General features: G+C 58.6%; 25 protein-coding genes and 1 pseudogene. 17 read left to right on the forward strand and 9 right to left on the reverse strand.

The window, feature by feature from the left end; translation table 11 throughout:
- Nucleotides 1–17 precede the first annotated feature (17 nt).
- Nucleotides 18–2,009 carry a transketolase gene (gene tkt, locus ACU4F7_RS18115; RefSeq protein WP_481637483.1) on the reverse strand — a complete coding sequence of 664 codons (1,992 nt, stop codon included), beginning with the start codon at nt 2,007–2,009 and terminating at the stop codon, nt 18–20.
- 279 nt (nt 2,010–2,288) lie between these two features.
- Between tkt and loiP the strand changes: the two genes are divergently transcribed.
- Complete coding sequence (loiP, locus tag ACU4F7_RS18120) at nt 2,289–3,047, forward strand: metalloprotease LoiP (RefSeq protein WP_029591061.1); 759 nt, start codon at nt 2,289–2,291, stop codon at nt 3,045–3,047.
- Between the two features lie 70 nt (nt 3,048–3,117).
- On the opposite strand, the gene speB is transcribed toward loiP, so the two are convergent.
- Nucleotides 3,118–4,038 carry an agmatinase gene (gene speB, locus ACU4F7_RS18125; RefSeq protein ID WP_024560373.1) on the reverse strand — a complete coding sequence of 307 codons (921 nt, stop codon included), beginning with the start codon at nt 4,036–4,038 and terminating at the stop codon, nt 3,118–3,120.
- Here speB and ACU4F7_RS18130 point away from each other — a divergent pair.
- Nucleotides 4,037–4,180 carry a hypothetical protein gene (locus ACU4F7_RS18130; RefSeq protein ID WP_481637484.1) on the forward strand — a complete coding sequence of 48 codons (144 nt, stop codon included), beginning with the start codon at nt 4,037–4,039 and terminating at the stop codon, nt 4,178–4,180. The two genes, speB and ACU4F7_RS18130, sit on opposite strands and share 2 nt — an antisense overlap.
- Nucleotides 4,181–4,273: 93 nt before the next feature.
- On the opposite strand, the gene speA is transcribed toward ACU4F7_RS18130, so the two are convergent.
- From speA to ACU4F7_RS18145, 3 genes are all read right to left on the reverse strand, one after another.
- Entirely contained in the window at nt 4,274–6,250 is a 1,977-nt protein-coding gene (speA, locus tag ACU4F7_RS18135) for a biosynthetic arginine decarboxylase (RefSeq protein WP_035887661.1), read from the reverse strand.
- Nucleotides 6,243–6,389, reverse strand: coding sequence for an acid stress response protein YqgB (gene yqgB / locus ACU4F7_RS18140; protein ID WP_139025656.1), 147 nt, complete (start codon nt 6,387–6,389; stop codon nt 6,243–6,245). The genes speA and yqgB overlap by 8 nt, the downstream gene beginning before the upstream one ends.
- Before the next feature lie 92 nt (nt 6,390–6,481).
- Nucleotides 6,482–6,625 carry a hypothetical protein gene (locus tag ACU4F7_RS18145; protein ID WP_419144539.1) on the reverse strand — a complete coding sequence of 48 codons (144 nt, stop codon included), beginning with the start codon at nt 6,623–6,625 and terminating at the stop codon, nt 6,482–6,484.
- A gap of 431 nt (nt 6,626–7,056) precedes the next feature.
- Here ACU4F7_RS18145 and metK point away from each other — a divergent pair, with 431 nt between their 5' ends.
- The 8 genes from metK to ruvX all read left to right on the forward strand — a co-directional run bounded on the left by metK (nt 7,057) and on the right by ruvX (nt 14,253).
- Nucleotides 7,057–8,211 carry a methionine adenosyltransferase gene (gene metK, locus ACU4F7_RS18150; RefSeq protein WP_029591069.1) on the forward strand — a complete coding sequence of 385 codons (1,155 nt, stop codon included), beginning with the start codon at nt 7,057–7,059 and terminating at the stop codon, nt 8,209–8,211.
- Nucleotides 8,212–8,614: 403 nt separating this feature from the next.
- Nucleotides 8,615–10,009, forward strand: coding sequence for a sugar porter family MFS transporter (locus tag ACU4F7_RS18155; RefSeq protein ID WP_029591070.1), 1,395 nt, complete (start codon nt 8,615–8,617; stop codon nt 10,007–10,009).
- An 82-nt stretch (nt 10,010–10,091) separates the two neighbouring features.
- On the forward strand, nt 10,092–10,604 hold the full coding sequence (locus ACU4F7_RS18160) for a SprT family zinc-dependent metalloprotease (RefSeq protein ID WP_071788405.1): 513 nt from the start codon (nt 10,092–10,094) through the stop codon (nt 10,602–10,604).
- A gap of 82 nt (nt 10,605–10,686) precedes the next feature.
- The gene (endA, locus tag ACU4F7_RS18165) at nt 10,687–11,394 is read left to right on the forward strand and encodes a deoxyribonuclease I (RefSeq protein WP_481637485.1); all 708 of its coding nucleotides are present in this window, start codon (nt 10,687–10,689) and stop codon (nt 11,392–11,394) included.
- 75 nt (nt 11,395–11,469) lie between these two features.
- On the forward strand, nt 11,470–12,201 hold the full coding sequence (gene rsmE, locus ACU4F7_RS18170) for a 16S rRNA (uracil(1498)-N(3))-methyltransferase (RefSeq protein ID WP_481637486.1): 732 nt from the start codon (nt 11,470–11,472) through the stop codon (nt 12,199–12,201).
- 12 nt (nt 12,202–12,213) lie between these two features.
- Nucleotides 12,214–13,161, forward strand: coding sequence for a glutathione synthase (gshB, locus tag ACU4F7_RS18175; RefSeq protein WP_024555562.1), 948 nt, complete (start codon nt 12,214–12,216; stop codon nt 13,159–13,161).
- A 112-nt stretch (nt 13,162–13,273) separates the two neighbouring features.
- Nucleotides 13,274–13,837, forward strand: a complete 564-nt coding sequence (locus tag ACU4F7_RS18180; protein ID WP_024551335.1) for a YqgE/AlgH family protein — start codon at nt 13,274–13,276, stop codon at nt 13,835–13,837.
- A complete protein-coding gene (ruvX, locus tag ACU4F7_RS18185) occupies nt 13,837–14,253 on the forward strand; it encodes a Holliday junction resolvase RuvX (protein ID WP_481637487.1) in 417 nt (138 codons plus the stop codon). Before ACU4F7_RS18180 ends, ruvX begins: the two co-directional genes overlap by 1 nt.
- 148 nt (nt 14,254–14,401) lie before the next feature.
- Here the strand turns inward: ruvX and ACU4F7_RS18190 are convergent, their stop codons facing one another.
- Nucleotides 14,402–15,094, reverse strand: coding sequence for an IclR family transcriptional regulator (locus tag ACU4F7_RS18190; protein WP_481637488.1), 693 nt, complete (start codon nt 15,092–15,094; stop codon nt 14,402–14,404).
- A 55-nt stretch (nt 15,095–15,149) separates the two neighbouring features.
- Between ACU4F7_RS18190 and ACU4F7_RS18195 the strand changes: the two genes are divergently transcribed.
- Nucleotides 15,150–17,408: an FAD-dependent oxidoreductase gene (locus ACU4F7_RS18195; RefSeq protein ID WP_481637489.1), complete on the forward strand. Its 2,259-nt coding sequence runs from the start codon at nt 15,150–15,152 to the stop codon at nt 17,406–17,408.
- Here ACU4F7_RS18195 and ACU4F7_RS18200 read toward each other — a convergent pair whose 3' ends face one another.
- Nucleotides 17,409–18,425: a type IV pilus twitching motility protein PilT gene (locus ACU4F7_RS18200; RefSeq protein ID WP_481637490.1), complete on the reverse strand. Its 1,017-nt coding sequence runs from the start codon at nt 18,423–18,425 to the stop codon at nt 17,409–17,411.
- 18 nt (nt 18,426–18,443) lie between these two features.
- Here ACU4F7_RS18200 and ACU4F7_RS18205 point away from each other — a divergent pair, with 18 nt between their 5' ends.
- The 6 genes and pseudogenes from ACU4F7_RS18205 (at nt 18,444) to ACU4F7_RS18230 (ending at nt 22,187) form a co-directional block, all read left to right on the forward strand.
- Nucleotides 18,444–19,157, forward strand: a complete 714-nt coding sequence (locus ACU4F7_RS18205) for a YggS family pyridoxal phosphate-dependent enzyme (RefSeq protein ID WP_481637491.1) — start codon at nt 18,444–18,446, stop codon at nt 19,155–19,157.
- A 15-nt stretch (nt 19,158–19,172) separates the two neighbouring features.
- Nucleotides 19,173–19,727, forward strand: a complete 555-nt coding sequence (locus ACU4F7_RS18210; RefSeq protein ID WP_024555568.1) for a YggT family protein — start codon at nt 19,173–19,175, stop codon at nt 19,725–19,727.
- Entirely contained in the window at nt 19,724–20,014 is a 291-nt protein-coding gene (yggU, locus tag ACU4F7_RS18215) for a DUF167 family protein YggU (protein ID WP_024555569.1), read from the forward strand. Before ACU4F7_RS18210 ends, yggU begins: the two co-directional genes overlap by 4 nt.
- 15 nt (nt 20,015–20,029) lie before the next feature.
- On the forward strand, nt 20,030–20,623 hold the full coding sequence (locus tag ACU4F7_RS18220) for an XTP/dITP diphosphatase (protein ID WP_029591078.1): 594 nt from the start codon (nt 20,030–20,032) through the stop codon (nt 20,621–20,623).
- Nucleotides 20,616–21,752, forward strand: a complete 1,137-nt coding sequence (gene hemW, locus ACU4F7_RS18225; RefSeq protein ID WP_481637492.1) for a radical SAM family heme chaperone HemW — start codon at nt 20,616–20,618, stop codon at nt 21,750–21,752. Before ACU4F7_RS18220 ends, hemW begins: the two co-directional genes overlap by 8 nt.
- A 70-nt stretch (nt 21,753–21,822) precedes the next feature.
- Nucleotides 21,823–22,187, forward strand: a pseudogene (locus ACU4F7_RS18230) (DUF559 domain-containing protein).
- A gap of 63 nt (nt 22,188–22,250) precedes the next feature.
- Here ACU4F7_RS18230 and ftsP read toward each other — a convergent pair.
- Nucleotides 22,251–23,663: a cell division protein FtsP gene (gene ftsP, locus ACU4F7_RS18235; protein ID WP_024555572.1), complete on the reverse strand. Its 1,413-nt coding sequence runs from the start codon at nt 23,661–23,663 to the stop codon at nt 22,251–22,253.
- An 80-nt stretch (nt 23,664–23,743) separates the two neighbouring features.
- Nucleotides 23,744–24,481 carry a 1-acylglycerol-3-phosphate O-acyltransferase gene (locus ACU4F7_RS18240; RefSeq protein ID WP_029591082.1) on the reverse strand — a complete coding sequence of 246 codons (738 nt, stop codon included), beginning with the start codon at nt 24,479–24,481 and terminating at the stop codon, nt 23,744–23,746.
- Nucleotides 24,482–24,538: the final 57 nt, after the last annotated feature.

Consider the following 24,538-nt stretch of genomic DNA (forward strand, 5'->3'; position numbering starts at 1 on the left):
CGCTTTAACGAATGCGATTACAGCAGCGATTTCGCCTGGCTTACCACGTTATCCACGGTGAAGCCGAACTCGGTGAACAGCTGCTCCGCCGGCGCGGATTCGCCGAAGGTAGTCATGCCTACCACCGCGCCGTTCAGGCCGACATATTTGAACCAGTAGTCCGCGATGCCCGCTTCGATAGCCACGCGCGCGCTAACCGCTTTCGGCAGCACCGCTTCGCGGTAGGCCGCATCCTGCTTGTCGAACGCGTCGGTAGACGGCATAGAAACCACGCGCGCCTTCACGCCTTCGGCAGACAGTTTTTCCCATGCCGCTACCGCCAGCTCCACTTCAGAACCGGTTGCGATGAAGATAAGCTGCGGCTGTCCGTCGCAATCTTTCAGCACATAAGCGCCGCGGGCGATATCCGCCAGCTGCTGCTCGCTGCGCTCCTGCTGCGCCAGGTTCTGGCGAGAGAAGATAAGCGCAGTCGGACCATCGTGGCGTTCAACCGCGTATTTCCACGCGACCGCAGACTCCACCTGGTCGCACGGACGCCATGTGCTCATGTTCGGCGTTACGCGCAGCGCCGCCAGTTGTTCAACCGGCTGGTGAGTCGGGCCATCTTCGCCCAGACCGATAGAGTCGTGGGTATAGACCATCACGTGACGCTGCTTCATCAGCGCCGCCATGCGCACCGCATTACGGGCATATTCCACAAACATCAGGAAGGTGGAGGTGTACGGCAGGAAACCGCCGTGCAGGCCGATGCCGTTGGCGATAGCGGTCATGCCGAACTCGCGCACGCCGTAGTGAATGTAGTTGCCTGCAGCGTCTTCGTTAATCGCTTTGGAACCAGACCACAGCGTCAGGTTAGAAGGCGCGAGGTCCGCTGAGCCGCCGAGGAACTCCGGCAGCCACGGGCCAAACGCTTCGATAGCGTTCTGAGAGGCTTTACGGCTGGCGATTTTCGCCGGGTTCGCCTGCAGTTTCGCAATGAAATCCTGCGCTTTCTGCGCGAAGTCCGCCGGCATTTCGCCTTTCATGCGGCGGGTAAACTCTTCGGCTTCCTGCGGGAAGGCTTTGGCGTAAGCGGCGAACTTCTCGTTCCATGCGCGCTCTTTCGCGGTGCCCATCTCTTTGGCGTCCCACTGCGCGTAGATCTCTTGCGGGATCACGAACGGCTCGTGTTTCCAGCCCAGCTGTTCGCGGGTCGCCGCCACTTCCGCGTCGCCCAGCGGCGCGCCGTGGGAGTCGTGCGTGCCCGCTTTGTTCGGCGAGCCGAAGCCGATGATGGTTTTGCACATCAGCAGGGACGGTTTGTCCGTTACCGCACGCGCTTCTTCGATGGCGCGCTTGATGGCGTCCGCATCGTGACCATCCACGTCGCGCACGACGTGCCAGCCGTAAGCTTCAAAACGCTTAGCGGTGTCATCGGTGAACCAGCCTTCAATGTGGCCGTCGATGGAAATACCGTTGTCGTCGTAGAACGCCACCAGCTTGCCAAGGCCCAGCGTGCCCGCCAGCGAGCACACTTCGTGGGAGATGCCTTCCATCATGCAGCCGTCGCCCAGGAAGGCGTAGGTGTAGTGGTTAACAATGTCGTGGCCCGGACGGTTAAATTGCGCCGCCAGCGTTTTCTCCGCGATCGCCATGCCTACGGCGTTGGCGATGCCCTGCCCCAGCGGACCGGTGGTAGTTTCAACGCCTGCGGTGTAACCCACTTCCGGGTGGCCTGGGGTTTTGGAATGCAGCTGACGGAAGTTTTTCAGCTCTTCGATCGGCAGGTCGTAGCCGGTGAGGTGCAGCAGGCTGTAAATCAGCATCGATCCGTGGCCGTTAGAGAGCACGAAACGGTCGCGGTCGGCCCAGCTCGGGTTTTGCGGGTTATGGTTCAGGAAATCACGCCACAGGACTTCGGCAATGTCAGCCATACCCATCGGGGCACCCGGATGACCGGATTTGGCTTTCTGTACTGCGTCCATGCTGAGCGCACGAATAGCATTGGCAAGCTCTTTACGAGAGGACATTTTGACTCCAGATCGGATAGTTAAAGGCCACGCCTTAGTAACGACTTGACTACCACGCGTTATGGGCTACGCCCGGAAAAAGTGGCAAACAATGTAACCCAAGCGGATGGGCATGTACATGGAGCATCCTTTTGTTGCCTAAGAAATCTCTGGATCATGCTCGCAGGAAGCGCTACGGCCTCGCTCACTGCGCACTGACTTCTTTATACTGCTCATCATGCCGGTAAACTCCGCTGGCGAGGCTATACCCTTTTTATTCACTTTTGCGGAAGCACACACATGAAGATGCGCGCGATCCTGCTCGCGATGGGCGCGGCGGCCCTGCTGAGCGGTTGTCAGAACATGGATTCCAACGGCCTGCTTACCTCCGGCGCCGAGGCGTTTCAGGCTTACACGTTAAGCGATGCGCAGGTAAAAGCATTAAGCGATGAGTCCTGTAAAGAGCTGGACAGCAAGGCGACTATCGCCCCGGCCAGCAGCCAGTATGCCCAGCGCCTGAATACTATCGCCGCGGCGCTTGGCGACAACATCAACGGCCAACCGGTGAACTACAAGGTCTATATCCAGAAAGATGTGAACGCCTTCGCCATGGCGAACGGCTGCATCCGCGTCTACAGCGGGCTGATGGATATGATGACCGACAACGAAGTGGAAGCGGTAATCGGCCATGAAATGGGTCACGTCGCGCTGGGCCATGTGAAGCGCGGCATGCAGGTGGCGCTCAGCACTAACGCCGTACGCGCCGCCGCCGCTTCCGCAGGGGGCATCGTCGGCAGCCTGTCGCAGTCGCAGCTTGGCGCGCTGGGCGAACAGCTGGTCAATGCGCAGTTCTCGCAGCGCCAGGAGTCCGAAGCGGATGATTACTCCTACGATCTGTTGCGTAAGCGCGGCATCAACCCTCTCGGTCTCGCCACCAGCTTTGAGAAGCTCGCGCAACAGGAAGCGGGTCGCCAGAGCTCGATGTTTGACGACCACCCGGCTTCCGCCGCCCGCGCCGAACATATTCGCGAGCGCATGGCCGCCGACGGCATCAAATAAAAAGGCGGGGTGGCTTAACGCCCCCCGCCCTGTTGAAAAAGCCGGTTAACGCCGGCTTTTTTGTCGTGTTTTACGCGCCTTTTTTCGCCGCCTGGATGTAGAGCATTTCCAGCGCCAGCGTCGCCGCGGCAAGCGCGGTAATGTCAGACTGATCGTAAGCCGGCGCCACTTCTACAATGTCCATCCCGACGATGTTCAGATCCTGAATGCCGCGCAGCAGCTTAAGCGCGCGATCGGAGGTCAACCCGCCAATCACCGGCGTGCCGGTGCCCGGTGCGAACGCCGGATCCAGACAGTCGATATCAAAGGTCAGGTAGACCGGCATATCGCCCACAATCTGCTTAACCTGCGCCACAACGTCCGCCACGGAGCGGTCGTTAACCTGCGGCGCGTCCAGCACGGTAAAGCCGTTGTCTTTGTCGAACTCGGTGCGGATACCAATCTGTACGGAACGGGTCGGGTCAATCAGCCCTTCGTTCGGCGCAGTGTAGAACATGGTGCCGTGGTCGAATTCGCAGCCGTTAGAGTAGGTGTCGGTGTGCGCGTCAAAATGCACCAGCGCCATTTTGCCGAAGTGTTTGGCGTGGGCGCGAAGCAGCGGCAGCGTAACAAAATGGTCGCCGCCGAAAGAGAGCATGCGTTTGCCTGCCGCCAGCAGTTTTTCCGCATGCGCCTGCAGATTTTCACTCATTTCACGCGCGTCGCCGAAGGCGTAAACCAGGTCGCCGCAGTCCACCACGTTCAGGCGCTGGCGCATGTCGAAATCCCACGGGAAGCGGTTGCCTTCCCAGGCGAGATTAGTGGAAACCTGACGAATAGCCGCCGGTCCGAAGCGGCTGCCCGCACGGCCGGAAGTCGCCATATCAAACGGCACGCCGGTGATGACCCACTCCGCGTCGCTGTCGTACGGCTGGAAATTTACCGGCAGACGCAAAAAACCAAAGGCGTTGGATACCAGGGAGTTGTCGTACTGATGGCCTAAGGTGTTCATGAACATGACCTCTTGGTTACGTGAAAAAAGAGATAAAAAAAATCCCTTCCGCGTCGTTAAACCCGACGAGGAAGGGATTGATGGGTATACAGCTTATTGCGGCGGATTATCGCTGGTAATTCAGTCAGGTTCAAGCCTGTGACGCTCACGCTCTGCCTCCGCTGACGGATAACCCGGCGGATTGGGCAGGCGGCGAATAACGCCTCCCTGCCCCGTGATTCCAGCGAAACGACGCTTACTCGTCTTCCAGATAAGTGTAGCCGTAGAGTCCCGCTTCGAACTCTTCCAGGAACTGCTGCTGCAGCGCCTCGTCAAGCCCGGTCTGCTTCACCTGATCGCGGAAGTGCGTCAGCAGGGTGTTCGGATCCAACTGCACGTATTGCAGCATGTCCGCCACGGTGTCGCCTTCGTCGGAAAGCTCCACTTCCACACTGCCGTCCGGGAAGACAAAGACGTCCACCGCTTCGGTATCGCCGAACAGGTTGTGCATGTTGCCCAAAATTTCCTGATAGGCGCCCACCATAAAGAAGCCCAGCGGCGGCGCGTTATCCGGATCGTAGTCCGGCAGCGGCATGGTCGAGGCGATGCCGTCGCCATCGACATAGTGATCGATAGTGCCGTCGGAATCGCAGGTAATGTCCAGCAGCACGCCGCGGCGACTTGGCGCCTGGTCCAGCCCTTCAAGCGGCAGCACCGGGAACAGCTGATCGATGCCCCACGCATCCGGCATCGACTGGAACAGCGAGAAGTTGACGTAAATCTTATCCGCCATACGCTCCTGCAGTTCGTCGATAATCGGACGGTGCGCGCGGTTCTGCGGGTCGAGCTGCTTTTGCACTTCGTGACACAGGCTCAGGTAAAGCTGCTCCGCCCAGGCGCGCTCCTGCAGGCTAAACGTGCCGGAGGAGTAGCCGATATGGATGTCGTGCAGGTCCATCTGGCTGTCGTGCAGCCATTCGCGCAGCGAGCGGCGAGTACCCGGCTCATGCATCTCCTGCCAGGTTTCCCACATGCTTTGCAGCGGGCGCGCCGCGTCTTCAGCCGGCGCCGTCGGGTCGGTGAACTCGTTACGCTCCACGCCGATGATATTGGAGACCAGCACCGTATGGTGCGCAGTGACCGCACGGCCCGACTCGGTAATCACCGTCGGGTGCGGCAGCCCATTCTCTTCGCAAGCGTCGCCGATAGCCCAGATAATGTTGTTAGCGTATTCGTTAAGCCCGTAGTTTACCGAGCAGTCAGACTGAGAGCGGGTGCCCTCGTAGTCCACGCCGAGGCCGCCGCCCACGTCGAAGCACTGGATCTGCACGCCAAGCTTATGCAGCTCAACATAAAAACGCGCCGACTCGCGCACGCCGGTCGCGATATCGCGAATGTTCGCCATCTGCGAACCCAGATGGAAGTGCAGAAGCTGCAGGCTTTCAAGACGGCCTGCTTCACGCAGCGTCTCCACCAGTTGCAGCACCTGCGTCGCCGCGAGGCCGAATTTCGATTTTTCGCCGCCGGACGATTGCCATTTGCCGGAGCCCTGGGAAGCCAGACGCGCACGCACGCCGAGGCGCGGCACCACGTTCAGACGCTCCGCCTCTTCCAGCACGATTTTGATTTCCGACATTTTCTCGATAACGAGATAGACCTTATGGCCCATCTTCTCGCCAATGAGCGCCAGGCGGATATATTCACGGTCTTTGTAGCCGTTGCAGACGATAACGGAGCGCGTCATCCCGGCGTGCGCCAGCACGGCCATCAGCTCCGCTTTGGAGCCTGCCTCCAGGCCCAGCGGCTCGCCGGAATGGATAAGCGATTCGATAACGCGGCGATGCTGGTTCACCTTGATGGGATAAACCAGGAAGTAATCGCCGTTATAACCGTAAGACTCGCGGGCGCGTTTAAACGCCGCGTTAATAGAGCGCAGACGGTGTTGCAGGATCTGCGGGAAGCAGAACAGCGCAGGCAGGCGCTGGCCCTGAGCTTCACGGGACTTCACCAGTTTGGCGAGGTCGACGCGCGCTTCGGGGACGTCCGGATCGGGGCAAACGCTGATATGGCCCAGCTCGTTGACGTCGTAATAGTTATTGCCCCACCAGGCAATATTGTAAGTACGCAGCATCTTGCTGGCTTCCTGGGAGCTCATTGCCACCTCCTGCATAGAACGTAGTACACCCTGTTCGCCTGCTGACGAAGGGGAAACCGAAGACATGTCGTCAGACATAGCGAACCTCATGTTTTAGTAAAAGTGTAAAACAGTTAACTACTATCGCAGTGTTACAGTGCGATAACAACCCATAAACAGACGGGTTCACCAGCAGATAGCGCTGATCGCCCGGCTGAGCGACTGGTTTCTTTTCCATATCATTGTAAAACACGTAACCGAACTCCGTATGACGGGTCGGCGAAACCACGAGAAAACTCCTGAACGTTCAGGAGCGCCCTTGTTCAGTTATCACCAGGCGTAACCGGCCCGCGAATCCTGAGAAGCGCCGAGATGGGTGGAACATCGGCAGGTTTGCAAAGAAGATATGCAGAATGCAGGGGATGAAAAGGCACCAGAACGGTGTGCCAGAATAAGCGGATAACAATGGTTCATTATTTCGTATCACCTCCACGCATACGTTAGGGTATGCGACAAGCCAAAGCCTTAAAAATCACTGCTTAACCCGGCTGGAAGTGGGCGACACGAGGGGAACCATCGTGCGCTTGAATGCATAAGCCGCGCGCGCCGTTTTATACCGACAACAGGGTTAAAAAGCAAAATAAAAATGCCCGCTTTGCTGTCCTTATCAGAAATCTCCGCTCTGCCTTTCTTTACCCTGCGCGCCGGCGCGTAAAAATCGCTGGAAATGAGGTTAAGATTTCACCTAGAATAGCCATCCAGAAGTTAATCCATCTATACTGATTAACATTCAGACAGCCCGTTCCGCTAAACGCGGGGGCATTTTTCCGTTCAGAATATCGCACTGGACTGACGCCTTTACACAGCAGTCTGAACTAACCGAATTACTCCAGGGTAAAGAGAATATGGCAAAACACCTTTTTACGTCCGAGTCTGTATCAGAAGGGCATCCCGATAAAATCGCTGACCAGATTTCCGATGCCGTGCTGGACGCTATCCTTGAACAGGATCCAAAAGCGCGCGTAGCGTGTGAAACGTATGTCAAAACCGGCATGGTGCTGGTTGGCGGTGAAATCACCACCAGCGCATGGGTAGATATCGAAGAGATCACTCGCAACACGGTGCGTGAAATCGGCTACGTGCATTCCGATATGGGCTTTGACGCCAACTCCTGCGCGGTGCTGAGCGCGATTGGCAAGCAGTCCCCGGACATCAACCAGGGCGTTGACCGCACCGACCCGCTTGAGCAGGGCGCGGGCGACCAGGGCCTGATGTTTGGCTACGCCACCAACGAAACCGACGTGCTGATGCCGGCACCTGTCACTTACGCGCACCGTCTGGTGCAGCGTCAGGCTGAAGTGCGTAAAAACGGCACCCTGCCGTGGCTGCGCCCGGATGCGAAAAGCCAGGTCACCTTCCAGTACGACGCCGGTAAAATCGTCGGCATCGACGCGGTAGTGCTTTCCACTCAGCACGCGGAAGAGATCGAACAGAAAGCGCTGCAGGAAGCGGTGATGGAAGAAATAATCAAGCCGGTTCTGCCTGCTGAATGGCTGAGTGAATCCACCAAATACTTCATCAACCCGACCGGCCGTTTTGTTATCGGCGGCCCGATGGGCGACTGCGGCCTGACCGGTCGTAAGATCATTGTTGATACCTACGGCGGCATGGCCCGTCACGGCGGCGGCGCGTTCTCCGGTAAAGATCCGTCGAAAGTTGACCGCTCCGCCGCTTACGCTGCGCGCTACGTTGCGAAAAACATCGTTGCCGCAGGCCTGGCGGACCGCTGTGAGATTCAGGTTTCCTACGCCATCGGCGTGGCGGAGCCGACCTCTATCATGGTGGAAACCTTCGGCACCGAGAAAGTCTCTACCGAACAGCTGACGTTGCTGGTGCGCGAGTTCTTCGACCTGCGTCCGTACGGCCTGATCCAGATGCTGGATCTGCTGCACCCGATCTACAAAGAGACGGCGGCGTACGGCCACTTCGGTCGTGAAAACTTCCCGTGGGAGAAAACCGACAAAGCGCAGCTGCTGCGTGACGCTGCCGGTCTGAAATAAGTCTCCGCCGCATTTCCCGTAAAGGCCAGCCTCCTGCTGGCCTTTTGCATTTCTGGCGGCCTTTTCTGCGCTTTCTTTTCCGCCAGCTATACTTCCTCGCAGTTTGTCTTTCCGTATCGTTCTGAAAGCGATTACATAGTGATTCTGCTACATAAACTTTCAGATTATTCCTGAGGCATGGTAAAAAAACGCATTCTGTTACATGCCGCTTCGGTTTACTCTGAAATTTATCCGGCCGCTTCGCTGCCTGTTAAACTAATAAACTGATAATTAAAGGTTTTAGCGAATTACATAGCTTGACATTCATGTAACCGATTACACTCATGTGATTCGTATCACATCTTTTTACGGTACGCTAACCTACGATTCACATCGATAAAACCAATACCAACTGGAGGGCAGTATGCCTGACAATAAAAAACAGGGGCGTTCAAACAAGGCCATGACGTTCTTTGTCTGTTTTCTCGCGGCCCTGGCGGGACTGCTTTTTGGCCTCGACATTGGCGTGATTGCGGGCGCGTTGCCCTTTATTGCCGATGATTTCCAGATTACTTCACACCAGCAGGAGTGGGTGGTCAGCTCGATGATGTTCGGCGCGGCGGTTGGCGCGGTGGGCAGCGGCTGGCTCTCATCCAGCCTCGGGCGTAAAAAGAGTCTGATGATTGGCTCGGTGCTGTTCGTGGCAGGCTCGCTCTGCTCCGCTTTTGCGCCGAACGTAGAAGTCCTGATTGTTTCCCGCGTACTGCTGGGCCTGGCGGTAGGTATCGCTTCCTACACCGCCCCGCTCTATCTCTCTGAGATTGCGCCGGAAAAAATCCGCGGCAGCATGATCTCCATGTATCAGCTGATGATTACCATCGGGATCCTGGGCGCGTACCTTTCGGACACCGCCTTCAGCTATACCGGCAACTGGCGCTGGATGCTGGGCGTTATCACCATTCCGGCGGTACTGCTGCTGATTGGCGTTTTCTTCCTGCCGGACAGCCCGCGCTGGTTCGCCGCCAAACGCCGCTTCCATGATGCGGAACGCGTGCTGATGCGTCTGCGCGACTCCAGCGCCGAGGCGCGCAATGAGCTTGAAGAGATCCGTGAAAGCCTGAAGGTAAAACAGAGCGGCTGGGCACTGTTCAAGGAGAATAGCAACTTCCGCCGCGCCGTCTTCCTGGGCGTGCTGCTTCAGGTGATGCAGCAGTTCACCGGCATGAACGTCATCATGTACTACGCGCCGAAAATTTTTGAACTGGCGGGCTATTCCAATACCAACGAGCAGATGTGGGGCACCGTTATTGTTGGCCTGACTAACGTGCTGGCGACCTTTATCGCTATCGGCCTTGTGGACCGCTGGGGCCGCAAGCCGACGCTTATCCTGGGCTTTATCGTGATGGCGGCCGGCATGGGCATTCTCGGCACCATGCTGCATCTGGGTATTCACACCCCGACGGCGCAGTACTTTGCCGTGGCGATGCTGCTGATGTTTATTATCGGCTTCGCGATGAGCGCCGGTCCGCTGATTTGGGTGCTGTGTTCTGAAATCCAGCCGCTGAAAGGCCGCGATTTCGGCATCACGCTCTCCACCGCGACCAACTGGATAGCCAACATGATTGTCGGCGCCACCTTCCTGACCATGCTCAACACGCTGGGCAACGCCAACACCTTCTGGGTATACGCGGCGCTGAACCTCTTCTTTATCGTGTTGACCGTCTGGCTGGTGCCGGAAACCAAGCACGTTTCGCTTGAGCATATTGAACGTAACCTGATGAAAGGCCGTCGCCTGCGCGAAATTGGCGCCCACGACTAACCTTTCAGGCCTCTCCCCTCGCGGGGGGAGGCTTATTTCCGCCGCTTGCCCTCCTTCCCGCCATTCTCTATGCTCTGCCGTTATGAAAACCCCACGTCTCCCTATCGCCGTTCAACAGGCCGTCATGCGCAGCCTGCGCGAAAACCTGCAGCGCGCAAACCTTCATCTTGGGCGTAACTATCCCGAGCCGAAAATCGTTTATCAGCAGCGCGGCACGGCGGCAGGCACCGCCTGGCTCGAGAGCTACGAAATTCGCCTCAACCCGGTGTTGCTGCTGGAAAACCAGCAGGCGTTTTATGAAGAAGTGGTGCCGCATGAGCTGGCGCATCTGTTGGTCTGGAAACATTTCGGACGCGTCGCGCCGCACGGCAAAGAGTGGAAATGGATGATGGAAGCGGTGCTTGGCGTGCCGGCGCGCCGTACGCACCAGTTTGAACTGGACTCCGTTCGCCGCAACACCTATCCCTACCGCTGCAGCTGCCAACAGCATCAGCTTACCGTACGGCGTCACAACCGCGTGCTGCGCGGTGAAACAGAGTACCGCTGCGTGCGCTGCGGCGAAAAATTGCGCCCGGAAACCCCGCCTTTATCCTGAACCGGAAATTTTAGGCGCCTTTGAATTGCTTCTGGCGCTTTCCTTCGCTACGGTGCGAGCACTTGTCACATGGAGTTGGAAGATGTCTCGCAAAATTTCCCTTACGGTGGCGCTAACCGCCGCCCTGCTTTCCGGCGGTTCGTTCGCCGCAGGCATTCATAGTTTTTCTCAGGCCAAGGCTGCCAGCGTGAAAGTAAACGCTGACGCGCCGGGTGATTTTTACTGCGGCTGTAAGATTACCTGGCAGGGGAAAAAGGGCATTCCGGATCTGGCGTCTTGCGGCTACAAAGTGCGTAAAAACGAGAACCGCGCTTCGCGCATCGAGTGGGAGCACGTCGTGCCAGCCTGGCAGTTCGGCCACCAGCGTCAGTGCTGGCAGGATGGCGGGCGTAAAAACTGCGATAAAGACCCGATCTACCGCCAGATGGAAATCGACCTGCACAACCTGCAACCTGCGGTTGGCGAAGTGAACGGCGACCGTGGAAATTTCCTTTACAACCAGTGGAAAGGGGGCGAGGGCCAGTATGGACAGTGTGAAATGAAGGTCGATTTCAAAGATAAATCCGCTGAGCCGCCTGCCCGCGCCCGCGGCGCCATCGCCCGCACCTATTTCTACATGCGCGACCAGTACAAACTTTCCCTTTCACGCCAGCAGACGCAGCTGTTTGAAGCCTGGAATAAGCTCTACCCGGTGACGGCGTGGGAATGTACCCGCGACGAGCGCATCGCTCGCGTGCAGGGCAACCACAACCCTTATGTTCAGCAGGCTTGCCAGGCGCAAAAGCGCTAACCTACACTAGCGAGCATTGTTTATCGCGCGCTCCGTTGAAAGCCGGGCGCGCCCTTGCTGGCAGATAATAACCTTATGCGAATTCCCCGCATTTACCATCCCGAACCGATTGTCCTGGGCCATGAGCTTGCGCTTAGCGAAGACGCCGCTAACCATGTTGGCCGCGTACTGCGCATGGGGCCGGGTCAGGCATTACACTTATTCGACGGCAGCAATCAGGTCTTTGATGCTGAAATCACTCACGCCTATAAAAAGAGCGTGCGGGTGACGGTGCTGAAAGGCGAAGTGGCGGACCGCGAGTCGCCGCTGCATCTGCATCTGGGCCAGGTGATGTCGCGCGGCGAAAAAATGGAATTCACTATCCAGAAATCGATAGAGCTGGGCGTGAATACCATTACGCCGCTGTTTTCTGAGCGCTGCGGCGTTAAGCTTGATGCCGAACGGCTGAATAAAAAAATCCAGCAGTGGCAGAAAATCGCTATCGCCGCCTGCGAGCAGTGCGGCCGCAACCGCGTGCCGGAGATTCGCCCGGCGATGGACCTGGAAGCCTGGTGCGCCGAGCAGGATGAGGGCTTAAAACTCAACCTTCATCCGCGCGCGGCGCACAGCATCAACACGCTGCCGCTGCCGGTTGAGCGCGTGCGGTTGCTGATCGGCCCGGAAGGAGGCCTGTCGGCGGATGAAATCGCCATGACGGCGCGCTACCATTTTACTGATATTCTGTTGGGACCTCGCGTTCTGCGCACTGAGACTACCGCGCTCACCGCCATCACCGCGCTACAGGTGCGTTTTGGCGATCTGGGCTAAAGGAGAAAGAGAATGATTAAGCTCGGCATCGTGATGGACCCCATCGCAACCATCAACATTAAAAAAGACACCAGCTTCGCTATGCTGCTGGAAGCGCAGCGCCGCGGATATGAGCTGCACTATATGGAGATGGCGGATCTTTACCTGATTAACGGCGAAGCGCGCGCCCGCACCCGTCGCGTCAGCGTGGAACAGAACTACGACAAGTGGTATGAATTCGGCAACGAGCAGGATATCGAACTCGCCGACCTCGACGTCATCCTGATGCGCAAAGACCCGCCGTTTGATACCGAATTCATTTACGCGACCTATATTCTTGAGCGTGCCGAAGAGAAAGGCACCCTTATCGTCAACAAGCCGCAGAGCCTGCGCGACTGCAACGAAAAGCTGTTCACCGCCTGGTTCCCGGACCTGACCCCGGAAACGCTGGTGACCCGCAATAAAGCGCAGTTGAAAGCGTTCTGGCAAAAGCATGGCGATATCATCCTCAAACCGCTGGACGGCATGGGCGGCACCTCTATTTTCCGCGTCAAAGAAGGCGACCCGAACCTTTCGGTAATTGCAGAAACCCTGACGCTGCTCGGCAGCCGCTACTGCATGGCGCAGAATTACCTGCCGGCTATTAAAGATGGCGACAAGCGCGTGCTGGTGGTGGATGGCGAGCCGGTGCCTTACTGCCTGGCGCGTATTCCGCAGGGCGGCGAAACGCGCGGCAACCTGGCGGCGGGCGGCCGTGGCGAACCGCGTCCGCTGAGCGACAGCGACTGGGCGATTGCCCGCCGCGTAGCGCCGACGCTGAAAGAGAAAGGGCTGATTTTTGTGGGCCTGGATATCATCGGCGACCGTCTGACGGAGATTAACGTCACAAGCCCCACCTGCGTGCGTGAAATCGAAGCGGAATTCCCCATCTCCATCACCGGCATGCTGATGGACGCCATTGAGAAACGCCTGGCAAAATAATCTTTACGGCGGGCGCAGGCCCGCCTTTTCCTCCCACCTGGTGACAGTCCGCCACTTTGCCCCCATACTTGGCCTTGTCGCTTTTTCAACCAGGACTACAGAACCTTTGACAATGAATTTACAGCATCACTTTCTGATTGCCATGCCGGCCTTGCAGGATCCTCTCTTCCGGCGTTCCGTGGTTTACATCTGCGAATATAACGACGAAGGCGCCATGGGAATCGTCATCAACAAGCCGCTGGAGAACCTGCAGGTCGAAGGGGTTTTGCAGAAGCTGAAAATTAACCCGGAACCGCGCGACCCGGCTATTCGCCTGGATAAGCCGGTCTTTCTCGGCGGACCGCTGGCGGAAGATCGCGGTTTTATCCTGCATACTCCGCCGGATAAGTTTGCTTCGAGCATCCGGATTTCCGATAACACCATTATCACCACCTCCCGCGACGTGCTGGAAACCATGGGCACCGCTGAGCAACCTTCCGACATTATCGTGGCGCTGGGCTATTCGTCATGGGAGAAGGGTCAGCTGGAGCAAGAGCTGCTGGAAAACGCCTGGCTCACCGCGCCTGCCGATCTCAATATTCTGTTTCGCACGCCGATTGCCGACCGCTGGCGCGAGGCTGCGAAGCTTATCGGCATTGATATCCATACCATGCCCGGCGTGGCGGGGCACGCCTGATGAGCGGCACCTTACTTGCCTTTGACTTTGGCACCCGCAGCATCGGCGTGGCCGTAGGCCAGCGCATCACCGGCACCGCCCGTCCGCTGACGGCGCTGAAAGCGCAGAACGGCACGCCGGACTGGACGCTTATCGAACGCCTGATAAAAGAGTGGCAGCCGGAAAAAGTGGTCGTCGGGCTGCCGCTGAATATGGATGGCACCGAGCAGCCGCTCACAGCGCGCGCGCGTAACTTCGCTAACCGGCTGCATGGCCGCTTCGGCGTGGCGATGGAGCTGCACGACGAGCGCCTCAGTACGGTGGAAGCGCGCGCAGGGCTTTTCTCACGCGGTGGCTTTCGCGCGCTGGATAAGGGCAGCGTGGACTCCGCTTCTGCGGTCATCATTCTGGAAAGCTACTTCGAACAGCACCCCTGACCGCGTTTCTGATAGTGCCGGGGCTGCCCGCCCCGCCCTTTCCCTTCGAGCCACATCACATTTCCCGGCGCCGTGTTGGCAAAAACTTTGTGTTTCTATTAAAGAGACAAGATAGTCACTGTATGCCGGGTACGCCACCATCAGGCGATTAAACAGGTTTAACCAGTAGCGCCGCCAGTTCATGGAGCTGCTGAAGGCGCGCGCCAATCTCCGCTTCGGAGATATGCCACATCCCCGCCAGCGCCAACGACGCGTTATGCATGCCCAGCGGCTTCGCCATGGAGATTTCGCCATCATCATGACGCCACAGCACATAGCCCTGCTCGCGCTGCTGGGTCAGATGAGGGGAAAGCGCCGTCCACTGCTCAGGGGTGAAACGCGGCGCCAGTGCGTCGTCGCTCTCCGACGCCAACAGCGACATGCCGATGACCGACTGCCAGGCGGGCAACATGTGAAACCCGGCCAGCGCCTGACCCGGCTGCGAACCTGGGGAGGCGTGGTAGATGTAAATAACCTGGTCTTCCCACAGTACGCCAAGCGCTACCACAATCTCTTTTGGCGCATGGCGTTCAAGCTGCGGCAACGCCTGCGAAAAAAGCGCAGAACCGCGGATCGCCTGCGCCGCCAGCGCATGGATGCCGGGTCCGGGAAGATAGCGGCGCTGTTCGTCCTGCATGGTGAGGCCAATCGAGGCCATGGTCATCAGCAGGCGGTTAACGCGGGTGGTGTTGATATTCATCAGGCGCGCCAGCTCGCGACAGCCAATGGCGCGGTCGCTGGAAACCAGATACTGCAGGCAACGGATGCCGTCGATCAGACTTTGATTGGGTTGTGATGACATAGCTGCCCTGGGTTGCGTGAATTGAGTCGTGCTCTTTAAGAAGGATACAAACATTATGCAGATCTTTCACCAAAGCGATGCCCGCGCTTTTCCGCAGGCGCAGTTGCACGCCGACCTGCTGGTGGCGGGCGGCGGGCTTTCCGGCCTGTGCGCGGCCCTGGCGGCGGCGCGCGAGGGGTTGCAGGTTGTCCTGGTGCAGGACAGGCCCGTGCTCGGCGGCAACGCCTCCAGCGAAGTGCGGCTCTGGGCCAACGGCGCCACCTCGCATATGGGCAACAATAACCGCTGGGCGAGAGAAGGCGGCATTATGGGTGAAATCCTGGAAGAGAACCTCTATCGCAACAAAGAGGGCAATCCGGTGATGTTCGATCTGGTGCTGCTTGATATGGCGCAGCGCGAACCCAACCTGACGCTGCTGCTTAACACCGCGCTGTTTGAGGTTTACACGCAGGGTAAACGCATTACGGGCGTTAAAGGCTTCAACGCTATCAACGAAACCTTTTATCACATCACGGCGGAGCAGTTTTGCGACGCCACCGGCGACGGCGTGCTCGGCCACCTTGCTGGCGCGGAATATCGCATCGGAGCAGAAGCCGCCGATGAGCTTGGCGAGAAGATGGCGCCAGGCGACAGCTTCGGGCACAAGCTGGGCCACTCCATTTATTTCTACACCAAACGCACAGAGGAAGCGGTAGCGTTCACGCCCCCCTCCTTCGCTCTGAGCGAGATAAGCGATATCCCGCGCTATACCCGCCTGACCTCCACCCTCAACGGTTGTGACCTCTGGTGGCTGGAATGGGGCGGCCGGCTTGATACGGTGCACGACAGCGAAGCCATAAAATGGGAACTCTGGAAAATCGTCTGGGGCGTCTGGAACTACATCAAAAACTCCGGCAACTTTCCCGAGGCGGAAAAGATGACCATTGAATGGGTCGGCGCCATTCCCGGCAAGCGGGAAAGCCGCCGTTTTATGGGCGATCACCTGCTCTGCCAGCAAGATATTATCGAGCAGCGCGACCATTATGACGCCGTCGGCTACGGCGGCTGGTCCATTGACCTGCACCCGGCGGATGGCGTCTACAGCACGCACGACGGTTGCCGACAGTTCCACAGCAAGGGCACCTATACTATCCCCTTTCGCTGTCTCTACAGCCGTTCGCTGGAGAACCTCTTTTTAACCGGACGGCTTATCTCCGCGTCCCATGTCGCTTTTGGCAGCGCGCGGGTGATGTGCACCTGCGGTTTGCTGGGCGAAGTGGTGGGCCGCGCCGCAGCGCTCTGCCGTGAGCAACGGCTCGCCCCGCGCGAGCTGGCGCAGCGCGAACGCATCACGCTTTTGCAACAGCGTTTACAAGCCAGTGGCTGCTACATTCCGCGCCAGGCGCTTAGCAACCCGGCGAGCGGCGCGGTTGTAACCGCCACCAGCGAATATCAGCTTCACGCCCTGCCCGCCAGCGGCGAATGGTTGCCGCTGCAGGCGCGCATGGCGCTGCTGCTGCCGTTAAAGGCTGCGGGGCCGCTGCCTGCCCTCACGTTTACCCTGCGCGCCGCAAGCCCGCAACGCCTGAACGTCAGCCTGCTGACCAGCGAAAAGGCGGGCAACTTTACGCCGGAGAGGGTCCTGGCGGAGCGCACGCTGACGGTAGCGCAAGCGGGCGATTACACGCTGCAATTCGATTATTCCAGCCCGCGCGACGAATACCTGTTTATTGCCTTCGATCGCAATGATGAGACTGAAATAGCGCTGAGCGCGGCAGACGCGCCTGGCATCATCACGGTATTCAACAGCCAGAACCCCCGCGTGGCGAAACACGCGCGCCAGATTGCCGACGGCGACTTCGGCGTGGAGGAGTTCGACTTCTGGCTGCCGCGCCGCCGTCCGCATAACGTACTGCCCGCTCTGCGCCTGAGCGAACCGCTACGCTGTTTTGAAGCGCAAAACCTGCTGAACGGTCGGCTTCGCCCGGAACAGCACTTCAACGGCTGGGCGCCCTCGCCTGAAGATAAGCAGCCCGCCGTGCTCTGGCGTTGGGCCGAACCGCACACTATCCAGACCCTGACGCTGGTGTTTGACAACGATTTCGACAACGCGATGGAAACGGTGCAAATGGGCCATCATTTCGCGGTGACGCCGCACTGCGTTACGCATTACCGGCTCTGGGCAGATGAAATCCTGGTGGCGGAGGTGACTGATAACCGCCATTCTGTGCAAGAACACCGGCTCAGCGCGCCGCTGCATGTCAGTGAAGTAAAGCTCGAGATACTCGCCACCGCTGGCGCTTTGCCCGTGCTTTACTCGCTCAACGTGCGATGACTATCCCCACTTCGCCGCCTGCGGCGGCTGCGCGGCGGCGATTCTTCCTTCACAGATGCGCGAAGCCAGGCTGTGCGCGAAGCTCTGCATCCCCTGCTGTCTTCCGGTTTCCAGTTGGCCGGGCAACTGATGGCTTTTGCCTTCGCGAATAAGGTTCGCCACCGCCGTGGTGTTGATAAGCAGCTCATACAGCGCCACCCGCCCACCATCGCTCGACTCCGCCAGTTTTTGCGCCAGCACCGCCCGCAGGCTCCCCGCAAGCTGACTGCGCACCCAGGTTTTCTCCTCCGCCGGGAAGACATCCACCAGCCGCTCCACCGCCTGCGCCGCGCCGCGCGTGTGCAGCGTCGCCAGTACCAGGTGGCCCGTTTCAGCCGCGCTCAGGGCGAGCCGGATAGTTTCGCTGTCCCGCAGTTCGCCCAGTAAAATCACATCCGGATCTTCCCGCAGCGCGCCGCGCAAACCGTCGCTGAAACTGCGGCAATGAATGCCCACCTCCCGTTGTTGAATCAGGCAACGCGCGCTGGCGTGCTGAAACTCCACCGGGTCTTCCAGCGTAAGGATATGCCCATCCAGCGTCTGGTTGAGGTAGTCGACCATCGCCGCCAGCGTGGTCGATTTTCCGCTGCCCGTCGCCCCGGTCACCAGAATCAGGCCATCCGGCGCCTGCAGCAGCCCGGTTAACGCCGCTGGCGGATCGAGCGCCGACAGCTGCGGACAGCGCGTCGGCAGCAAACGCAGCGCGAGCGAAAGCCCGTTCTGCTGGCGGAAGGCGTTGACGCGCAGCCGCGCCCCGCCAGGCAGCGAGACGGCGAAATCAAGTTGCCCGTTAAAGGCAAGCTCGCTGCGCTGGGTTTCATTAAGCCACTCGCCGAGCAAAGTTTCAGGTTCAGGCAGCGGGTGCGGCACCGGCTCCAGCCTGCCGCGCCGACGCCATCGCGCAGGCAACGCGCTGCACAGGTGTAGATCCGAAACGTTATGCTTTACACTAAGCGCCACCAGTTCATCCATATCCATACCGCTTCCCGATAAATCATGAGTGAGATAGAGCGCAACTTAGCGCAAGTGCAGCAGAAGATCTCAGCGGCGGCCCAACGCTGCGGCAGGTCTTCAGAAGAAGTTACTTTGCTTGCAGTAAGCAAAACCAAACCTGCGAGCGCCCTCGCAGAAGCTATCGCCGCCGGGCAGCGCGCCTTTGGGGAAAATTACGTGCAGGAAGGGGTGGAGAAGATCCTTCATTTCCGGCAACGCGGCGTGGAAGGGTTGCAGTGGCACTTTATCGGTCCGCTGCAGTCCAACAAAAGCCGCCTGGTGGCGGAGCATTTCGACTGGTGCCATACCGTCGACCGCCTGCGCATCGCCAGCCGCTTAAGCGACCAGCGTCCCGATAATCTGCCGCCGCTCAATGTGCTGATCCAAATAAATATCAGCGATGAACAAAGCAAATCAGGCATTCCCTTAAGCGAGCTGGATGCGCTGGCGGCGCAGGTATCGCAATTGCCGCGCGTTCAGCTTCGCGGGCTGATGGCCATTCCCGCGCCGGAACCCGATTACGAGCGCCAGTTTGCCGTCGCACGTCAAATGGCGGTAGCATTTAACGAGCTGAAAAACCGCTATCCGACTGTCGATACGCTATCTCTGGGCATGACCGACGACATGGAAGCCGCGATAGCGGCGGGCAGCACCATGGTGCGCATTGGAACCGCCATTTTTGGCGCGCGGGATTACACGCGCCACACTGAACAATAACTACTGAGGAACGCCATGCTGACGTTGACTTTTCTGGTCAAGACCCTGATTGAGCTGTATGTAATGGTGCTGCTGCTGCGCATCTGGATGCAGTGGTCGCGCTGCGATTTTTATAACCCCTTCGCGCAGTTTATTGTGAAAGTAACGCAGCCGGTTATCGGGCCGCTGCGCCGCATCATCCCGTCCCTCGGGCCGATAGACACCGCTTCGCTGCTGGTGGCGTTTATTCTGACGACGCTGAAATATCCGTTGCTGCTGCTTATCCAGGCGGGCGTGCTGTCGCTGGATCCGATGAACCTGCTGGTAGGCGCGCTCTCGCTGCTGAAATCCGCGGGTACGCTGGTCTTCTGGGTCATCATCATTCGCTCGCTGATGAGCTGGGTGAGTCAGGGTCGCAGCCCTGTTGAGTATGTGCTGATGCAGATGACCGAGCCGATGATGGCGCCGATCCGCCGCATTATTCCGGCGATGGGCGGTATCGATTTTTCCGCGATGGGCGTCATTATTATCCTTTATCTGCTGAACTACCTCGGCATGGATCTCTTCCCGGGGCTGTGGTATTTGCTGTGAGCGCAGTAAGCCGCAGCGCGGACGGGCTGGTTTTACGGCTTTATATTCAGCCGAAAGCCAGCCGGGACGCCATCGTGGGCGCGCATGGCGACGAACTGAAAGTCGCCATTACCGCCCCGCCGGTGGACGGCCAGGCCAACGCGCATCTGCTGAAGTTTCTGGCAAAGCAGTTTCGCGTCGCCAAAAGCCAGGTTTTCATTGAAAAAGGCGAACTGGGCCGCCATAAGCAAGTCAGAATCATTAACCCTCAACAAATCCCGGCGCAAGTCGCGGCGATTATCGATTAATCACAGGATTTCGTTATGCAAAAAGTTGTTCTCGCTACCGGCAACGCCGGTAAAGTGCGCGAGCTGGCCTCGCTGCTGCAAGACTTTGGCTTAGAGGTGGTGGCGCAGACCGAACTGGGGGTTGAGTCCGCCGAAGAGACCGGGCTGACCTTTATTGAGAACGCCATCCTGAAAGCGCGCCACGCGGCGCAGGTAACCGGCCTGCCGGCGATTGCCGATGACTCCGGGCTTGCGGTCGACATTCTGGGCGGCGCGCCGGGCATCTATTCCGCACGCTACGCAGGCGTTGAGGCAACCGATCAACAAAACCTGGAAAAGCTGCTGACGGCGCTTGAAGATGTGCCTGAAGGCAAACGTCAGGCGCAATTTCACTGCGTTCTGGTTTATATGCGTCATGCCGACGACCCGACGCCGCTGGTGTGCCACGGCAGCTGGGAAGGCGTTATTACCCGCAAGCCTGCCGGTGAAGGCGGCTTTGGCTACGATCCGATTTTCTTTGTCCCTTCCGAGGGCAAAACCGCGGCGGAGCTGACGCGGGAAGAAAAAAGCGCCATTTCCCACCGCGGGCAGGCGTTGAAACTGTTACTGGAAGCAATGCGTAATGGCTAATTTGCCACCCTTAAGTCTTTATATTCATATTCCCTGGTGCGTGCAGAAGTGCCCTTACTGCGACTTCAACTCGCACGCGCTTAAGGGCGAGGTGCCGCACGATGATTACGTCCAGCATCTGTTAACCGACCTTGATAACGACGCCTCTTATGCCCAGGGACGCGAGGTGAAAACCATTTTTATCGGCGGCGGCACGCCGAGCCTGCTTTCAGGCCCGGCGATGCAACAACTGCTCGACGGCGTACGCGCGCGTCTGAACCTGGCCGACGATGCGGAGATTACCATGGAGGCCAATCCCGGCACCGTGGAAGCCGACCGCTTTGTGGAGTACCAGCGCGCCGGCGTGAACCGTATTTCCATCGGCGTGCAGAGTTTCAGCGAGCCGAAGCTCAAGCGCCTTGGCCGCATTCACGGGCCGGATGAAGCGAAGCGCGCAGCAAACCTTGCAAGCGGGCTGGGGCTTCGCAGCTTTAACCTCGACCTGATGCACGGCCTGCCGGACCAGTCGCTGGACGAGGCGCTGGACGATTTGCGCCAGGCCATTGCGCTCAACCCGCCGCACCTTTCCTGGTATCAGTTGACGATTGAGCCTAACACCCTGTTTGGCTCGCGCCCGCCAACGCTTCCGGATGATGACGCGCTGTGGGATATCTTCGAGCAAGGCCATCAGTTGCTCACCCAGGCGGGCTATCAGCAATACGAGACGTCGGCCTACGCGAAGCCCGGTTATCAGTGCCAGCACAACCTCAACTACTGGCGATTTGGCGATTACCTCGGCATCGGCTGCGGCGCGCATGGCAAGGTGACGTTCCCGGACGGACGTATTCTGCGCACAGCGAAAACCCGCCATCCGCGCGGCTATATGCAGGGAAAATACCTCGACCGCCAGCATGAGGTGGAGGCGACAGATAAGCCATTTGAGTTCTTTATGAACCGCTTCCGTTTACTGGAAGCCGCGCCGCGTGAGGAGTTTGCGCGTTACACCGGTCTCGATGAGCGCGTGATTCGCCCACAGATTGACGAAGCGATAGCGCAGGGATACCTGATTGAAACGCCGGAAAGCTGGCAGATAACCGACCACGGCAAGCTGTTTCTCAATTCACTGCTGGAGTTGTTCCTGGCGGAATAGATTCTGAAGGCAGATTCCACATTTATCGCTCCGCGCTGACAGCTCCGTTTACGGCTGGCAGAGTGGAGCGATGCGATATGCCCCCACTCATGCCCGCCAGCTCAGGCGGCAGTTAACTGCGCAGCAACGCCTCTTATGGCGTCTCTTACGCGACCGCCGCTTTGCAGCGCATAAATTTCGCCGCCAGCATCCGTCGGCCTTTTCATTCTTGATTTTGCCTGTTGCCAGGCAAAGCTGGCTGTTGAGTTGGATGGCGGTCAGCAGGCAGAGCATCAGGCATACAACGCGAGGCGTACGGCATGGTTGCAGGCTCACGGTTGGATGGTGTTACGCTTTTGGAATAATGAACGATTAAATAATCAGGAAAGAGTTTTGCTGACTTTACTGGCGGAGCTTGAACATCTTTTACCCTCTCCCTGGAAGGGAGAGGGTTAGGATGAGGGGCAAACGCTACGCACAAAAAAGGCCGCTTCACAGCGGCCTTTTCTCTGTTCGCCGTTAAGGCGACGGGTTGACCAGCAACTGTCCTACCGAACCGCGGTCGGCCATCTCCAGCGTCTGGCTGCGGTAGAGGAACGGGAAGTGGCTCCAGGAGGGCTGGCCGAACCAGACCAGCAGTTCTACCTGTCCATCCACCCATACCGTGTCCTTCCAGCCGCGATCTTCCGGGAAAGGCGCCGCGCCGTTAACGTTACGCACCAGGAAACTTACCCCTTCGATATGGAAAGACTGCGGCATATCCGCCCGCACCGTCCAGCGCTCCCAGGTACCCTGCTGCGCCTGCGCGTCGATACGCTTCATATCCCAGAGCTGACCATTGATGCCGGGGTCGTCGCCCAGGTTAATGGTGCGGTTATTCACCGGGCTGCCGTTGATGATTTCATCCGGCAGCAGGCGCATCGGCAGATTGTCGGTCACCAGCGGCAGCAGCCCGGTTGGGCGCAGCGTCAGCACCAGCGTGGAGATAAGGATGCGTGAAGGTTCAAAGAAGCCGCGAATGCGATCCACGATGGAAGCCGCTTCGCCGCAGGTAATGGACACTTCATCGCCATTCGTCATATCCACCAGCACTTCTCGCCGCTCGCCTGGCGCCAGCGAAAGCTGTTTTACCGACACCGGCGCGGGCAGGAAGCCCTGGTCGCCTGCGATCACGTGCAGCGGTCGGCCATCGCTCATCTGCAGTTGATAGCGACGGGCGTTCGACGCGTTCAGCAGACGCAGGCGCACCCAGCCGCGGGAGACTTCCACATAAGGACTTTGCGCGCCGTTGACCAGCAGCGTATCGCCAAGAAATCCGCCACTCCCCGGCTCGCTATACTCCGGCGAACCGAAGTTATCCAGCCGTTTGTCCTGAATGATGACGGGAAAGTCGTCAACGCCGTAATGGTTCGGCACGGGCAGCGATTTACTGACGTCGTCTTCCACAAGCCACATGCCCGCCAGTCCGTTATAGACCTGCTGGGCGCTGCGGTTTGGCGTATCAGCGTGATACCAGAGCGTGGCGGCGGACTGGCGAATGGGCAGCACCGGCGCCCAGTCGGCGTTCGGGCTCATCATCCGCGCCGCGCCGCCAATCAGCGGCCCTGGCACCTGAAGCCCGCTTATCGTCATGGCGACGTTTTCCTGCAGGCGGTTGCTGTAAATCATCTTGACGTCATCGCCGCTCCAGACGCGAATGGTCGGCCCCATATAGCGCCCGTTAAAGCCCCATACTTGCGCGCGGGTGCCGGTTGCAAAAGACCAGTGCGCGCGTTGCAGGGTTAAAAAGAGCGGCTGACCGCGACGGGATTCCAGCAGCGGAGGCACAGGCAGCGCCGGCTGCTGACCCGCCGCGCTGGCCTTTAGCGGCACCGCGCCTGCGCAGAGGGCCATACCCGATGCCTGAATAAATTGACGCCGGCTGAGTGACATACTTGCTCCATGAATAAGGACTAACGACTGGCGCAATATGCCAGCCGGAAGGGGCCGCCTGGCCCCGCTACAGGTGCGGATTATCGCTTATCCGCGGCTTCGCGCTCGGCGACTTCTTTATTCAATTCGTCAATTTTCGCTTCCATGACCTGACGGCAGTGCGCGGCCAGGTCGCGGACCTGTTCTTTACCCCAGTCGCGGGTGTCGATGGGCGGCAGCATCTCGACAATCACCAGACCGTTATTCCAACGGTTAAGGTTAATTTTATTGCTGGTGTTGGAGACGCACACCGGCACAATCGGCACGCCTGCGGCGATAGCGGCGTGGAACGCACCGGTTTTAAAAGGCAGCAGTCCGCGGCCGCGGCTGCGCGTGCCTTCAGGGAACATCCAGACGGAAATATTGCGCTTGCGGATTTGCGAAACCACGGTGGCGATGGTGGTATGGGCTTTAGCGCGATTGTCGCGATCGATCAGGATATTGCCGGTAAGCCAGTAAAGCTGGCCGAAGAAGGGGATCCAGACAAGGCTCTTTTTGCCGACGGTAACGGTGGGAGGCTGAACAATATTCGACGCCGTCACCATGTCGTAGTTGTTCTGATGGTTGCCAATATAAATGGCGTTGCCATATTTCTCTGCGCCTTCCGGCTTGCGGGTTTCCACCTTCAGACCAAAAACGGGCGCCAGCCGACCAAACAGGTGACCGAATGTTGCAACATGTCGAGGATTACGTGGACTGAAAAGGCACCAGATAGAGCCGAGGATGCACACCACAATGCAATAAAGCACAACAATAGTCAGACGAACAATAAATAGCATAAATACCTCTGAAGCCGCAGCCGCCGGTCAGTATACCCGAATCGTTCGGGGCATGAT

The sequence above is a fragment of the Franconibacter pulveris genome (assembly GCF_056780215.1).